15 protein-coding genes are annotated in these 13,958 nt (G+C 72.7%); 6 read left to right on the top strand and 9 right to left on the bottom strand.

Annotated elements, in window-relative coordinates:
• Positions 1 to 56: 56 nt before the first annotated feature.
• Positions 57 to 878 (bottom strand): DUF1206 domain-containing protein, encoded by an 822-nt coding sequence (locus C1I93_RS04720; RefSeq protein ID WP_111241973.1) that lies wholly within the window; start codon positions 876 to 878, stop codon positions 57 to 59.
• 61 nt (positions 879 to 939) lie between these two features.
• A complete protein-coding gene (locus C1I93_RS04715; RefSeq protein WP_111241972.1) occupies positions 940 to 1,305 on the bottom strand; it encodes a hypothetical protein in 366 nt (121 codons plus the stop codon).
• 76 nt (positions 1,306 to 1,381) lie between these two features.
• On the opposite strand from C1I93_RS04715, the gene C1I93_RS04710 reads away from it, so the two are divergent.
• The gene (locus C1I93_RS04710) at positions 1,382 to 1,663 is read left to right on the top strand and encodes a GNAT family N-acetyltransferase (protein ID WP_223256365.1); all 282 of its coding nucleotides are present in this window, start codon (positions 1,382 to 1,384) and stop codon (positions 1,661 to 1,663) included.
• Here the strand turns inward: C1I93_RS04710 and C1I93_RS04705 are convergent.
• Complete coding sequence (locus C1I93_RS04705; protein WP_111241970.1) at positions 1,647 to 3,158, bottom strand: glycoside hydrolase family 3 protein; 1,512 nt, start codon at positions 3,156 to 3,158, stop codon at positions 1,647 to 1,649. The two genes, C1I93_RS04710 and C1I93_RS04705, sit on opposite strands and share 17 nt — an antisense overlap.
• Positions 3,159 to 3,293: 135 nt before the next feature.
• Between C1I93_RS04705 and C1I93_RS32250 the strand changes: the two genes are divergently transcribed.
• The 4 genes from C1I93_RS32250 to C1I93_RS04690 all read left to right on the top strand — a co-directional run bounded on the left by C1I93_RS32250 (position 3,294) and on the right by C1I93_RS04690 (position 6,728).
• Positions 3,294 to 3,416: a hypothetical protein gene (locus C1I93_RS32250; protein ID WP_258378261.1), complete on the top strand. Its 123-nt coding sequence runs from the start codon at positions 3,294 to 3,296 to the stop codon at positions 3,414 to 3,416.
• A gap of 89 nt (positions 3,417 to 3,505) precedes the next feature.
• Entirely contained in the window at positions 3,506 to 4,456 is a 951-nt protein-coding gene (locus tag C1I93_RS04700; protein ID WP_111241969.1) for a TIGR03557 family F420-dependent LLM class oxidoreductase, read from the top strand.
• A 61-nt stretch (positions 4,457 to 4,517) separates the two neighbouring features.
• Positions 4,518 to 6,149, top strand: coding sequence for a RecQ family ATP-dependent DNA helicase (locus tag C1I93_RS04695; RefSeq protein WP_111241968.1), 1,632 nt, complete (start codon positions 4,518 to 4,520; stop codon positions 6,147 to 6,149).
• A 75-nt stretch (positions 6,150 to 6,224) separates the two neighbouring features.
• On the top strand, positions 6,225 to 6,728 hold the full coding sequence (locus C1I93_RS04690; RefSeq protein ID WP_111241967.1) for a hypothetical protein: 504 nt from the start codon (positions 6,225 to 6,227) through the stop codon (positions 6,726 to 6,728).
• A 113-nt stretch (positions 6,729 to 6,841) separates the two neighbouring features.
• On the opposite strand, the gene C1I93_RS04685 is transcribed toward C1I93_RS04690, so the two are convergent.
• Together C1I93_RS04685 and C1I93_RS04680 are read right to left on the bottom strand one after the other, a co-directional pair.
• A complete protein-coding gene (locus C1I93_RS04685; RefSeq protein WP_223256361.1) occupies positions 6,842 to 7,606 on the bottom strand; it encodes an ABC transporter permease in 765 nt (254 codons plus the stop codon).
• Positions 7,599 to 8,561 (bottom strand): ATP-binding cassette domain-containing protein, encoded by a 963-nt coding sequence (locus C1I93_RS04680; protein WP_111241966.1) that lies wholly within the window; start codon positions 8,559 to 8,561, stop codon positions 7,599 to 7,601. The genes C1I93_RS04685 and C1I93_RS04680 overlap by 8 nt, the downstream gene beginning before the upstream one ends.
• Before the next feature lie 95 nt (positions 8,562 to 8,656).
• Between C1I93_RS04680 and C1I93_RS04675 the strand changes: the two genes are divergently transcribed.
• Positions 8,657 to 9,421, top strand: coding sequence for a TetR/AcrR family transcriptional regulator (locus C1I93_RS04675; RefSeq protein WP_212808570.1), 765 nt, complete (start codon positions 8,657 to 8,659; stop codon positions 9,419 to 9,421).
• A gap of 513 nt (positions 9,422 to 9,934) precedes the next feature.
• On the opposite strand, the gene C1I93_RS04670 is transcribed toward C1I93_RS04675, so the two are convergent.
• From C1I93_RS04670 to C1I93_RS04655, 4 genes are read right to left on the bottom strand one after another with little or no spacing between them, the layout of a single operon-like run.
• Positions 9,935 to 10,918: a DNA topoisomerase IB gene (locus tag C1I93_RS04670; RefSeq protein WP_111241991.1), complete on the bottom strand. Its 984-nt coding sequence runs from the start codon at positions 10,916 to 10,918 to the stop codon at positions 9,935 to 9,937.
• On the bottom strand, positions 10,902 to 11,855 hold the full coding sequence (locus C1I93_RS04665; RefSeq protein ID WP_111241964.1) for a glycosyltransferase family 9 protein: 954 nt from the start codon (positions 11,853 to 11,855) through the stop codon (positions 10,902 to 10,904). Before C1I93_RS04665 ends, C1I93_RS04670 begins: the two co-directional genes overlap by 17 nt.
• Positions 11,852 to 12,538, bottom strand: a complete 687-nt coding sequence (locus tag C1I93_RS04660) for an SDR family oxidoreductase (RefSeq protein ID WP_111241963.1) — start codon at positions 12,536 to 12,538, stop codon at positions 11,852 to 11,854. Before C1I93_RS04660 ends, C1I93_RS04665 begins: the two co-directional genes overlap by 4 nt.
• Positions 12,535 to 13,956, bottom strand: a complete 1,422-nt coding sequence (locus tag C1I93_RS04655; protein ID WP_111241990.1) for a PfkB family carbohydrate kinase — start codon at positions 13,954 to 13,956, stop codon at positions 12,535 to 12,537. Before C1I93_RS04655 ends, C1I93_RS04660 begins: the two co-directional genes overlap by 4 nt.
• Positions 13,957 to 13,958: the final 2 nt, after the last annotated feature.

Below are 13,958 nucleotides of genomic sequence, written 5' to 3'. Positions count from 1 at the left end.
AAGGGGCAATGTTGCCTCGGATCTTCGCCGCCGGCCACTGCGGGGTGGCGGAGAAGTCAGACCTTGCGGTAGCGGGACTGGAGGAAGCAGTAGAGGCCGAAGGCGGCGATGCCCAGACCGATGAGCGTCAGCAGGATGGCGCCGAACGGCTGGTCACGCAGCGTACGCAGGGCGGCGTCCAGGCCACGGGCCTTCTCCGGGTCGTAGTTGACGGCGGCCAGCACGACAAGCAGACCGGTGACGGCGAACGCGCTGCCCCGGGAGATGTAGCCGGCCATGCCGAGCCGACGGGCCAGCTGGGTGGTCTTGGCGTTCATCTCGCCGGTCTTGAGGCGCTTCATGAACTTCTTCTTGAAGCCGTAGATGGCCATGCCGATACCGAGCCCGATCAGGCCCAGGCCGGCGAGCCCGACCAGCCACCGACCGCCGGTGGACTCCATCAGGCGGGCGGTCAGCTCCTCCTGCTGCGAGGCGCTGTCGGAGTTGGCGTTGGAGAAGACCTTCCAGGCCGTCCAGGCCAGCCAGAGGTAGATGACCGTCCGGGCGGCGGAGATGACCCGCTCCTTGGTGCGGTCGTTGCCGCGTTCGGTCTGGTGGCCGACGGCCGCTTCCAGAGCCTGCCAGATCGCCATCGCGACCATGCCGACGGCGATGGCGATGACGACGAACTGACCCATCGGTTGCTCGGCGAGGGTACGCAGCGCGCCGGACTGGTCGCCGTCGTCGGACGAGTTGCCGAACGCGATCTGCAGTGCCAGCCAGCCGAACAACAGGTGCACGATCCCGTAGCCGATGAAACCGGCCCGGGCGAGAAGTTCCAGCCACCGGCTGTCAGCCGTACGGGAGGCGGTGGCTTCGGCGTTACGGGTGAGAGACATGGGCCCTCAATCTCCGAACGTGAAGATTTCCAAACGTGCCTGTCGCCGCCCGCGACCGAGGTCAGCCGGGGTTCCGCGAGATGTCCACCCGGACCTCGGAATCGGTGACGCTGTCCAGGGTGACCGCGAGGCCGCCGACGTCGGCGGCCTGCTGGCCGACCGTCAGGGAGAGCTGCTGCCCGGCCACCTCGATGGTGACGACGTCGTCCTTGACCTCGACCAACCGGGCGTCCACACCGAGGATGCTGGCCTGGGCGTCCACGCCCCGGTCGAAGGTGACAGTGCAGGCGTCCAGACGGCAGTCGGTGCTGGCCCCTTCGCTGCTGCAGCCGGCGGACAGGGCCGCGCCGAGCGCGAGACCGACAAGCGCCAGGGCGCTCTTGCGGGCCGGGGTACGAAGGAGCTTGCCAGCGGAGGGCTTCGTCATCACGCGGACAAGGGTACGCCGCACCGGCGAACCGCTCCGGTGTCGCGGCACGGCCGGGGACAATGGACAGGTGAGCATGCTGATCGAGGACGATCCCGCCAACCGCCGCTTCGAGATCCTGGTCGACGACGCGCTCGCCGGCTTCACCCAGTACGTGCCGCGAGACGACGTGCTGATCTTCACGCACACGGAGGTGGACCCGGGCTTCCAGAACCGGGGCGTCGGCTCGGCGCTGATGCGCGGCACGCTGGACAAGGTTCGCGCGCAGGGTCAGCGGGTGGTGCCCCGGTGCCCGTTCATGGCCGCCTTCATCGACCGCCACCCCGAGTACGCGGACCTGGTCACCAGCCTGGACTGACCGCCGCCGCGCCGAGCAGCTCGGCCACGGCCCGGCCGGTGGCCCGGGTGGCGCCATGGGTTGCCACGTGCACCGCGCCCACCACCCGGGCCGGCACCCCCAGCTCCACCACCACCGCGTCGGGCCGCTGGGCCAGCGCCCGGTCGACGGCCGCGCGCATCCAGCCGTGCCGGTGCAGATCCCGCACGACCAGGACCAGCGGGCGGCCGGCGGCCCCGGCGATCGGGTCGGTGGGCAGCGTCTCGGAGCGCCAGCGGACGCTCGTGGTGCCTGGCATGACCTCGGTCAGCGGGGCGGCCACTCCCCACGGGGTCGCCGACCCGATCGCGATGTTGTGCGGCGGCGCGAACTCCACCACGTGCGGCGCGACGGTCAACGGCAACGCCGGGGCCGCCCGGTCGGCGACGGTGACCCGCAGCGCGCGCCGCGCGGCAGCCAATCCGATCGCCGAGCCGCCGCTGGCCGGGCGGGCGGCATCGTCAGGTCGGGCCGCGCGGGCGGCCATCGTCCACGCCGCGAGCTGACCGACCCGCTTCGCCGCCTCGGCGAGCCGCTCCTCCGGCAGTTCCCCGGTGACCACCGCCGCCACGATCGTGTCCCGCAGGTGCCGCGCGGTCTCCTCGTCGGCGTGTTCACCGCCGACGCATATCGCGTCCGCGCCGGCGACCAGCGCCCGCACCGCCGCACCGGCGATGCCGTACCGGCCGGCGACCGCGCGCATCTCCACCGCGTCGGTCACCACCACACCGTTGAAGCCCATCTCCTCGCGCAGCAGGCCCCCCAGGATCCGCCCGCTGAGCGTGGCCGGCAGCTCGGGGTCGAGCGCCGGCACCAGCAGGTGTCCGGTCATCACCGCCTGCACGCCGGCCGCGACGGCGGCCCGGAACGGAGCCAGTTCGACGGCGTGCAGGCGGTCGATGTCCGCGCTGATCCGGGGCAGGTCGTGGTGCGAGTCGACCCGGGTGTCGCCGTGGCCGGGAAAGTGTTTGGCGCAGGCGGCGACGCCACCGGCCTGGAGGCCCCGGATCCAGGCGCTGGTGTGGCGGGCGACAAGCGTCGGCTCGGCGCCGAAGGCCCGTACGCCGATCACCGGGTTGTCCGGGTTGGCGTTGACGTCGGCGTCCGGCGCGTAGTTCAGGGTGATGCCGGCGACGGCGAGTTCGTCGCCGAGGTCGCGGGCGACCTGCTCGGTGAGCGCCGGATCGTCCACCGCGCCGAGAGCCAGGTTCCCCGGACGGGAACTGCCCCGGCCGGACTCGATGCGGGTGACGTCCCCGGCCTCCTCGTCGATGGCGACGATCACGTCGGGTCGTTCCGCGCGCAGCGTCGCGGTGAGCGCGGCCACCTGCCCCGGGTCGACGACGTTGCGACTGAACAGCACCACCGCGCCGAGCCCCTCGCCCAGCCAGCGGCACACCCAGGCCGGTGGGACGGTGCCGACGAAGCCTGGTTGCAGCACCGCGGCGGCCAGCCCCGCCAGATTGCTCTCGCCCATGCGAGCGTCGCCCCCCGCCTCCTGCGCCGTGGACTCCCCGCCACCCGGCGGTGCAGACATGGTCACACCGGGCTACCCAATTAGTCAATAAACCTTACAGTTGCTCTGGGAGCGCTGCCCCGGGACAGTGCGGAGATGGACCCGCTGCTGCTTGCCGACGCGACGAGCCCGGCCGACATCCCTGGCGTACGACTGCTCGGCCTGGTGGTCGGCGGCCTGCTGCTCTTCGTCGCGATCCGGGCGATGTTCCGGCGCTGAGCCCCTCCGGTGGTGTGACCGGCCCTTTCGTGGTGTGACCGGCCCCCGCCTGGGTACCGCCGCAGGCACCACCACGGTGAGGGGGAAAGATGAAGGTCGGCTACTTCCTGTCCACTGAGGAATACTCGCCCGCCGAGTTGCTGGCGCAGGCGCGGGCCGCCGAACAGGCCGGGTTCGACGCGCTCTGGATCTCTGATCACTACCATCCGTGGATCGACGCCCAGGGCCAGAGCCCCTTCGTCTGGTCGGTGATCGGTGCGCTGAGCCAGGCCGTCTCGCTGCCGGTCACCACGGCGGTGACCTGCCCGACCACACGCATCCACCCGGCCGTGGTGGCCCAGGCCGCGGCGACGAGCGCGGTACTGCTCGGCGGCCGATTCGTCCTCGGGGTCGGCTCGGGCGAGGCGCTCAACGAACACATCCTCGGCGACCCGTGGCCGCAGGCCGACGTCCGGCTGGAGATGCTGGAGGAGGCGGTCGAGGTGATGCGGAAGCTGTGGGACGGCGGGTTCGTCAACCACTACGGGCGGCACTACCGGGTGGAGCACGCCCGGATCTACACCCGGCCCGAGACGCCGCCGCAGATCTACGTCTCCGCGTTCGGCCCCAAGGCGGTGCGGCTCGCCGGCCGCATCGGCGACGGCTTCATCAACACCATGCCCGACGCCGACCTGGTCCGCCGGTTCCGGGAGGAGGGCGGTGGCGACAAGCCGTGCCAGGCGGGCTTCAAGGCCGCGTACGCGCCGACCGAGGAGGAGGGCGTACGGCTGGCGTACGAACGCTGGCCCACCGAGGCGATCCCGGGCGAACTGTTGCAGGTGCTGCCGTCGCCACGCCACTTCGCGCAGGCCGCGGAACTGGTCACCCCGGAGGCGGTGGCCGAGGGAATCGTCTGCGGCAGTGCCACCGACGCGCACCTGGCGAAGATCGACGCGTACGCCAAGGCCGGCTTCGACGAGGTCTACGTCGCCAACACCGGGCCGCACTGGCAGGGGCTGATGAAGTTGTACCAGCGCGAGGTGCTGCCCCGGGCACGGTGAGCCGGATACCCCGCGCCGGCGGGGTTTCGCCGTCGGCGCACCCGGGTACCTGCGGCCCTCGATGAAGCTGACCACGCATTCGATGTCGTTGCGGCGCGCGGCGCGCAGCCTGTTCGGCTGGAACGCCCTGCGCCCCAACCAACTGGCCGCCATGCGGGCCGTGATGAAGCGGCGCGACGCCCTGGTCGTGCTCCCCACCGGCGCCGGAAAGTCGGCGATCTACCAGATCCCGGCCAGCCTGATCCCCGGACCGACGGTGGTGATCTCACCACTGCTCGCCCTCCAGCAGGACCAGATCGCCGCGCTGAACGAGCGGCAGCGACCGGAACTGCGGGCGGTGCGGATCTCCTCGGACGAGAGCGCGAGCCAACAGGCCGAGGCGATCGCCGAGATCCGCGACGGCCGGGCCGAGTTCCTCTTCATCACCCCGGAACAGTTGGCCAACCCGGACCGGCTGGCCGAGGTGCGCGCGTTGAAACCGGCACTCGTCGCGATCGACGAGGCGCACTGCATCTCCGCCTGGGGGCACGACTTCCGCCCCGACTACCTGGCCCTGGGTCAGCTCATCGAGGGCATCGGCCGACCACCGGTGGTCGCGCTGACCGCCACCGCCTCCCCGCCGGTACGCGACGACATCGTCGCCCGGCTGCGGCTGCGCCAACCGGAGATCGTGGTCTCCGGGTTGGACCGACCCAATCTCTTCCTGGAGGTGGCACACTGCGCCACCGAGGACTACCGGTGGCGACGGCTGATCGCGCTGCTGCGCGAGGACGAGCGACCCGGCATCATCTACGTGCCCACCCGCCGGGCGGCCGAGGAACTCGCCGCCCGGCTCACCGAGGCCGGCTTCCCGGCGCAGCACTACCACGGTGGGATGGCCAGCGGTGCCCGTGCCCGGCTGCACGAGGACTTCCTCGCCGACCAGGTGCCGATCATGGTGGCCACCTCGGCGTTCGGCATGGGCATCGACAAGCCGAACATCGCCTGGGTGGTGCACATGGCGTTGCCGGACTCGCCGGACAGCTACTTCCAGGAGATCGGCCGGGCCGGACGTGACGGGCAGTCGGCCCGCGTACTGCTGCTCTGGCAGGCCGAGGACGTAGGGCTGCAACGCTACTTCAGCGGCGGCCTGCCCGACGCCACCGAACTGCGCGACCTGGCCGCGCTGCTGCGCCGCGCCCCGGCCACCCGCACGGAACTGCGCGAGGTCACCGGGCTCGGACCCCGCAAGCTCGGGCAGTACCTCGCCCTGCTGGAGCAGGTCGGCGCCGCCGAGCCCCGGGCGCGGCAGCGCGTCGGCGCGCCGCGCTACTCCCCCGCCCCGGTCGAGGCCGCCGAGGCCGCCCTGGCCGAGGCCGAGCGTCAGCAGAGCCTGACCCGGTCGCGGACCGACATGATGCGCGCCTTCGCCGAGACCAACACGTGCCGGGGTCAGACGCTGCTCGCCTACTTCGGCGAGCAGATGACCGAGATCTGCGGACACTGCGACAACTGCCACGCCGGCACCAGCGTCGCCGACAACGGCGCGGTCGGGCCGTTCCCCGTGCACAGCCAGGTCCGGCATCCGGAATGGGGCTCCGGTCTGGTGCTCAGCTACGAGGAGGGACGGATGACTGTCCTCTTCGAGGAGGTCGGGTACAAGACCTTGTCGGTGAGCGTGGTGTCCGAGCAGGGGCTGCTGACCCTGAACTAACCTGGGCCAGCCGCCGCCGTTTCGCGGAATGCGGGCGGCGATGAAGGTGGACGAACGAGCGGGAGGGACACAGCCGTGATCGAAGAACCGGCGTACACCGGTTTCGGTTTCTCGGACGAGGAATGGGGGCTGCTGGTCGGTCTGCCGCAGTCGGTGCTCACCGCGGCGAGCGCCGCCGAGTCCGACGGCGCCCGGGCCACCATGGCCGAGGGCGCCGCCGGCCTGGAGAGCATCTCGGCCGGCCGGGAGTCGGCAAGCCCGCTGGTGGCGGCCGTGGCCGGGGAGATCGTGACCCGGGTGGGCGACCCGGAAGCCGGCGAGGAACTGCCGGTCATCGCGCCCGCCGACCCCCGCGCCTACGCCGAGGACGTGCTGGGCCGGGCCAAGGAGGCCGCGGCGCTGCTGGCGGCCAAGGTGGACGAGGGTGAGGCGGGGGCGTACCGGCACTGGCTGGTGGAGATCGCCGAGCAGGTGGTCGGCGCGGCCAGCAGCGGCGGCATCCTCGGCCTAGGTGCCAGCCCCGTCACCCCGTCGGAGCGCCGCTTCCGCGACCGCCTAGCCGAAATCCTCAACGACTAACCCCGAACCCCCCGACCCCCCAGACTCCCCGTTGATCATGAGGTTAGCGGCGAAGTTGATCTCCTCAACTGCCGCTAACCTCATGATCAACGGGGAGATTTGTGGAAGGGGGGTCAGGTGGTGCGGTGGCGGAAGAATGCGGCGGAGAGCAGCATGCCTACCGCCAGTAGGGCGAGGAACCAGAGGGTGGCCCGCAGGGGTGCCGCGCCGACTGGGGTGCCCAGTAACAGGGCGCGCAGCGACTCGATGACCGGGGTGACGGGCTGGTGCTCGGCGAAGCCGCGCAGCCAGCTCGGCATCGTCTCGACCGGCACGAAAGCGCTACTGGGGTAGGGCAGGAATATCACCAGGAAGGTGTAGCCACTGGCCGCCTCGGGGGTCCGGGCGAGCAGCCCGAACGCCGCCGACAGCCAGGAGACCCCGAGCAGGAACAGCAGCAGTACGCCGCCGGCGGCCAGCCAGCGCAGCGGCTCGACGGCCGGCCGGAACCCGATGGCGACCGCCACCCCCAGCACCAGCACGGTGGAGACGGCGTTACGGGCCACGCTCGCCAGCACATGCCCACCGATGATCGACGTGGCGCCCACGTCCATCGTGCGCAGCCGCTCGATCATGCCGTTCGTCATGTCCGTGGTCACGCTCACCGCGGTGCCCGCGGCACCGAAGCCGGCGCAGAGCAGCAGCACACCGGGGACCACGTAGGTCACATACTCCGTGCCGGTCTGGATCGCCCCGCCGAAGAGGTAGACGAAGAGCAGCATCAGGAGCACCGGCAGCAGCAGCGACGTGAGCAGCGCGTCGATGTTGCGCCGGGACAGTCGTACGCAGCGGCCGATCATCGCGGTGGCGTGCACCGGCCGGAAACTCAGTTCAGACACCCGCCACCTCCGGGTCGGGTCGCGTCGCCGCACTGGTGAGAGTCAGGAAGACGTCGTCCAGGGTCGCCTCCCGCACGGTGAACCGGACCACCCCGTGCCGGTCCGGGTCGACCTCGTCGAGCAGGTGGCGTACGTGTGGCGCGCTGCCGTCGGTGGCCACCGCCAGTTCCCGCCGGGCCGGCTCCTGGTGGATCACGCGATCGCCCAACCGGGCCGCCGCCACGGCGTAGCCGGCGGTGTCGGCCCAGGTCAGCTCCAGCCGCTGGGCGCCGTACCGCCGCTTGAGGTCGGCCGCGGACCCCTCGGCGGCGAGCCGCCCGCCGTGCAGCACCGCGATCCGTTCGGCGAGGCGGTCGGCCTCCTCCAGGTACTGCGTGGTGAGCAGCACCGTCACCCCGGCCCGGGCCAACTCGCCGATCATCTCCCAGAGCCCCTGCCGGCTGCGCAGGTCCAGGCCGGTGGTGGGCTCGTCGAGGAAGATCACCGAGGGCGTGCCGACCAGGCTGGCCGCCAGGTCGAGACGACGGCGCATCCCGCCGGAGTACGTCCGCACCCGCCGCCCGGCGGCAGCGGTCAGGTCGAAACGCTCCAGCAGCGTGGCGGCTCGCTCGCGGGCCGCCGGCCGGGACAGCCCGGTGAGCCGGGCCAGCATGGTCAGGTTCTCCGCGCCGGTCTGCTCGTCGTCGAGGGCCGCGTGCTGCCCGGCGAGGCTGATGGTGCGCCGCACCCGCCGCCGCTCGCGCAGGACGTCATGGCCGGCGACCCGGACGCTGCCTGCGTCGGGCCGGGTCAGCGTGGCCAGGATCCGCACCGTGGTGGTCTTGCCGGCGCCGTTCGGGCCGAGCAGGGCGTGCACCCCGCCCATCGGCACCCGCAGGGAGAGGCCGTCGAGGACGACGACATCACCGAAGGACTTGCGCAGGTCGACAAGTTCGACAGCTGGTGGTTCAGGCACAACTCACCCTCCGTTATCTGCGTATGGCATACGCTTTAATGCGTAGACCGTACGCAGAAGCTAGGATGATCGTCAAGCCCGGCCTGGGAGGTGGAGTGGGCGAACCCGACAGCGACCTGCCGAACGACGTGCCGCTGCCCGAGAACATCGCGCTCGCCTGGGGACTGCGCGACCGTCCGTCCCGGGGCCCGAAGCGCAGCCTCAGCCTGGAACAGGTGGTGGCCACCGCCATCCGGGTGGCCCAGGCCGACGGGCTGGCCGCGGTGTCGATGAGCCGGATCGCCAGCGAGCTGGGCGTGGGCACCATGTCCCTCTACCGGTACGTGCCGACCAAGCACGACCTGCTGGACCTGATGGTCGACACCGCGTACGGGTCGCCACCTCCGCCGCGCGGCCCCGACGAGGGTTGGCGACCGGCGCTGGCCCGCTGGGGCGAGGGGAACCTCGCCGCGCTCCGCCGCCAACCGTGGATGCAGCAGGTGCCGCTCAGCGGCGCGCCGATCAACCCCAACTCGGTGCGCTGGATGGAGTACGGCTTCCTCGCGCTGCGCGGCACCGGACTGCGCGCCACCGAGCGGGTCTCCACCGTCCTGCTGGTAAGCGGGTACGCGCGCAGCTGGGCAATGCTCACCGCCGACCTCGCCGAGGCCGCGGCCCGGACCGGACAGACACCGAACGAGGCGGGCCAGCGCTACTGGCACCACCTGGCCGTGGTCACCGCCACCGGGCCGTATCCGGCGATCCACGAGCTGATGGCCGAGGTCGGCGAGGAGGAGGACGAGGACGACGACCTGGAGTGGCGGTTCGGCCTCGACCGGATCCTCGACGGCGTCGAAATGCTGATCAACTCCCGCGCCTGAAGATCCGGTGATATGAGTCAGGGGAAGCGGGTGGGATCGGGCGGGAAGCAGCCCTCCTTGGTGTGGTGTACGCGTCGGGCGAGGTGGTCGACGACGGGAACCAGGAGCATCTGGTCGAACAGCCGTGATCTCAGCGAGAAATCAAAATTTCACCGTGACATCACGCTGCTCATGCCAATCGCTGCGATACGCCAAGTCCGCTGGGTCTGACTCAGGCCCGCTCCCACGACCGTTTCAAAATCAATAGGTAGCTGTTGGCTGCCGGGGCTCTCCACTCTGCGTCGGTGACCCTCCGTGGCGATGAACGTGTCGCCGTCGCCACCTGCTGTCCGGCCCTCCTCTGCTCTGCTTCACTCCACGCACACGCCCGGGTGGACGAGCCTGCTCGCCAGCACGAGTTGCGGCATGTCGCGGCTTCCGGACCGGTTTTGGGCACCAGTTGCGGCGTCTCGTGAAGGACACGGGCAGCCAGCCGCGCTGCCCTTTCGCGCAGCCCCGATCTTGAAACGGCCGTCAGGCCCGCTCCAGCAGGGTCAGCACCGCCTCTTCGGCCTGCTCTCGGGGAGCGTCCCGGGTGACCGGGGCGACCACGCCGTCGTGGAACAGGTCCACCACCCGGGGATCGACGTAGGACGTGCGGGCCACCGTCGGGGTGTTGCCCAGCAGCTCCGCCACCTCCCGCATCACCCCGGCGACCGCCCGTCGCCGGGCCGTGACGGACCGGGCCGTGGCGAACCCGGCCAGTTCGGTGGCGGCCCGCACCGTCGCGTGCCAGGTGCGGAAGTCCTTCGCGGTCATCTCGCCGCCGCTCGCCGTACGCAGATAGTCGTTGATCTCGTCGGCGCGGACGTCCCGCCAGTCGCGTCCGTCCCAGTAGCCGAAGAGCCGGTCCGCGGCCCGCCGCCGGCGACGCAGGTTGACAAGCACCCGGCACAGTTCGGGGTCCTCCACCAGCCGGGCCTGCTCGATGCCGCCCTTGGCGGGGAACTCGAAGAGCACACAGCCGCGCCGGGACCGGGCGTGCTCGGGACGCAGGGTGGCCACCCCGAACGTCGGATCGTCGCCGGCGGCGTACTGGTCGCTGCCGATACGGAAGATGCCGGTGTCCAGCAGCCGGGTCACCGTCGCCAGCACCCGTTCCCGGCGCAGCCCGCGTCCGGCAAGGTCGTGACCGACCCGTTCCCGCAGCACCGGCAACCGGCGCGCCACCTCCAACACATGGTCGAATTTCGCCTCGTCCCGCCGTTGCCGCCAGAGCGGGTGATAGAGGTACTGCTTGCGGCCCGCGGCGTCGATGCCGGTGGCCTGGATGTGCCCGTGCGGGTACGGCGAGATCCAGACGTCACGCCACGCGGGTGGGATGACCAGCGACCGCAACCGGGACAGCTCGTCGAGGTCGCGTACCGGCTCGCCGCGCGGGTCGAGAAACGACCAGCCGGCACCGCGCCGCCGCCGGGCGTACCCCGGCCGGCCCGGATCGCTACGCCGCAACCGCACGGTCGGCACGCACCACCCGTTCCACCTCGTCCACGGCCGCCAGCACCTCGTCGACGCTGAGCGCGGCCAACGCGGGATGGCTGCCTACCCCGTCCCAGCCCGGCCATGCCCCCGGACCGGCCCAGAGCGCCAGGTGTCGCCGGCGCTCCGGCGGCGGGCCCCACCGGCTCGGCGGCACCGGGCCGAACAGCACCACCGAGGCGACGCGGTAACCGGTGGCCAGATGGGCCACCCCGGTGTCGCCGCTGATCACCAGCCGGGCGCCCGCGACCAGCCCGGCCAGTCGACCGAGGTCGGTCCCGCCGGCCAGCACCGCGCCGGGGGACAGCCCGGCCTCGGCGGCGATCGACCCGGCGATGCTCCACTCCCCCGCGTCGCCGGTGAGCACCACCCGGTGGCCCCGGGCAGTCAACTCCCGGGCCAGGGCCGCGTACCGCCCGGCCGGCCAGCGCTTGGCGGCGACCTTCGAGCCCGGGTGCAGCACGGTGACACCGGTGGGCAGCTCGCCCGGCTCGGGGCGGCGCAGGTCCAGGTCCGTCGGGTCGGCCGCGATGCCGTACGCCGCCAACAGGCGACACCAGCGTGCCACCTCGTGCTCGTCGTCGTCCCACGGCGGTCCCTCGTGGTGCCCGGCCTCGGGGTTGGCGAAGGCGAGCAGCCGGCCGGGTCGGGTCGCGGCGAGCAGCCGGTGCGAGTCCGGGCCCCGGCCGTGCAGGTTGACCGCGACCTCTACCGCACCGCCAGCATGGTCCAGCGGGCCCAGTCCGTCGCTGGGCAGCAGCCGGTCCACGCCGCCGACGAGCGCGACCAGCGGAGCCAGCCAGGCCGGCGCGGCGAGCACCAACTCCCGCTCCGGGTAGGCCGCCCGCAGCGCCCGCACCGCCGGAACCCCGGTGGCCAGGTCACCGACGCCCAACGCGCGCAGGGCCAGGATCACGGGTACGAGGTCTCCTGCTCGGCGCAGACCACAAGCTCGCGGACCGCGCAGCCGGCCGGCTGGGAGAGCGCGAACAGCACCGCCGCGGCGGTGTCCGCCGGATCGTTGAGGATCGCGTCCGGCCCCGGGCGGTACTGCGCGTCCCGCTCGTCGAAGAAGGCGGTCCGCATCCCGCCCGGCACCAGCAGTGTGACGCCCACCCGGCCGGCGAGTTCGGCGGCGAGGGCCCGGGTGAACCCGACCACCCCGAACTTGGCCGCACAGTACGCCGTCGCGTCGCTCACCGCCTTCAGGCCCAGCGTGGACGCCACCGTGACCACGCTGCCCCGGGACGCCTCCAGGAACGGCAGGGCGGCCCGGATCACCGCCGCGGTGGCCAGCAGGTCCACCGTGACGATCCGGTCCCAGGTCTCGCCGGGCACGTCGGCGAGCCGGCCGGGCACGTCGATGCCGGCGGCGGTGACCACGGCGTCCAGCCCACCCACCCGCTCGGCGAGCTGTCGGGTGGCCTGCTCCGCGCCCCGGGTGTCGGCCAGGTCGCACTCGATCCACGGCACCCCGTCGGCAGGTGCCCGCCGGTCCAGCACCAGCGGTCGCCCGCCGGCCTGGGCCACCGCCGCGACGACCGCCGCCCCCAGCCCGCTGGACCCGCCGGTGACCAGCACGGTCCGCGCCGGGCTCATGCCCGGACCTCACGGCTCGCGGCGATCAGTTGGCTGGTGGAGCGGCCGTCCAGGTATGGCACCACCACCGTGTGCCCTCCCCACCGGCGCAGGATCTCCGCCTCGGGCAAGGCATCACCGTCACCGCCACCGGTGGCGTAGTCCCCGCCCTTGACCCAGATGTCCGGACGCAGCCAGGACAGCGCCGCGGCCGGCGTCGGCTCGTCAAAGATCATGACCGCGTCGACGCAGCTCAGCGCGGCCAGCAACCGGCTGCGGTCGTCGTGGCGCATGACCGGCCGGTCCGGTCCCTTCAGGCCGCCGACACTGGCGTCGGAGTTGAGGCACACCACCAGACAGTCACCGAGCTGTCGAGCGGCCTGAAGGGTCGCCACGTGACCGGCGTGCAGCAGGTCGAAGCAACCGCCGGTGGCAACCACCGTCCCGCCGGCCGCCCGGACCCGGGCCACCACAGCGGCAGCCGCGGCCACTCCGACCCGGTCACCGTCCACCGCGGCGTGCACCGCCTGCGGCGCCCGGCGTACCGGCGGCGGCAGCGCACTCGCCACTCCGCCGTCCGCGACGTACGCCGAGGCGTCGGCCACCGCCTCCTGCACCGCCTCGGAGACCACCGCGCCCCGGGCCAGGGCGAGCGCGGCGGTGGCGGCGAAGCGGTCGCCGGCACCGCAGGTGTCCCCCTCGGCGGCGATCGGGGCGGGCACCATCAGCGGCGTCGAACCGGCATGGCTGAGCAACGCGCCGTCGGCGCCCAGCGTGACCGCTACCGCGCCGGCCCGCCAGCGCTGGCGCAGCCGCTCGGCGCCCTCGGCGGCGCTGGCCAGCCGGGTGGCCGCCGCCGGGACCTCCACCAGGTCCCGCACCTCGTTCTCGTTCGGGGTGGCCAGATGCACCCCGGGCACCGCCGCCGGCCCGCGCGGGTGCGGATCCCACACCACCGGGGCCCGGGTCGCGGCCAGGGCTGCCCGCAGCGCCGGCTGGCGCGCCACCCCCCGGCCGTAGTCGCTGACCAGCACCACCGACGCCCGCTCGATGACCCGCAGCACCGCCTCGGCGGGGTTCCCCGGCTCGCCCGCGCCGCCACCCCGGTCGTGGCGCAGCAGCACCCGGCCCCCGGCCCGCAACCGGATCTTCTCCGGCGTGGCGCCGGCCAGCGGCAACGGATACACCTGCACCCCCGCGGCGGCCAGCAGCACGCCGAGCCGGGCCCCGCCCGCGTCGTCGGCGAGCGCGGTGACCAGCACCACCTCGGCACCGCGCAGCGCGGCGAAGAGCGCGGCGAGCCCGGCGCCGCCGGGCCGGTCGACGTGCGCCATCTCGTCCAGCACCGGGGCCGGGGAATCCGGACAGAGCCGGTTGACGATGCCCTCGACGTCCCGGTCGAGCAGGGTGTCGCCGACCACCACCACAGGTCCTGTCACGC

The sequence above is a fragment of the Micromonospora endophytica genome (assembly GCF_003236305.1).
Classification (GTDB): Bacteria; Actinomycetota; Actinomycetes; order Mycobacteriales; family Micromonosporaceae; genus Micromonospora; species Micromonospora endophytica.
Note: the sequence above shows the minus strand (reverse complement) of the source record. Positions and strands in the feature narration are given on the sequence as shown.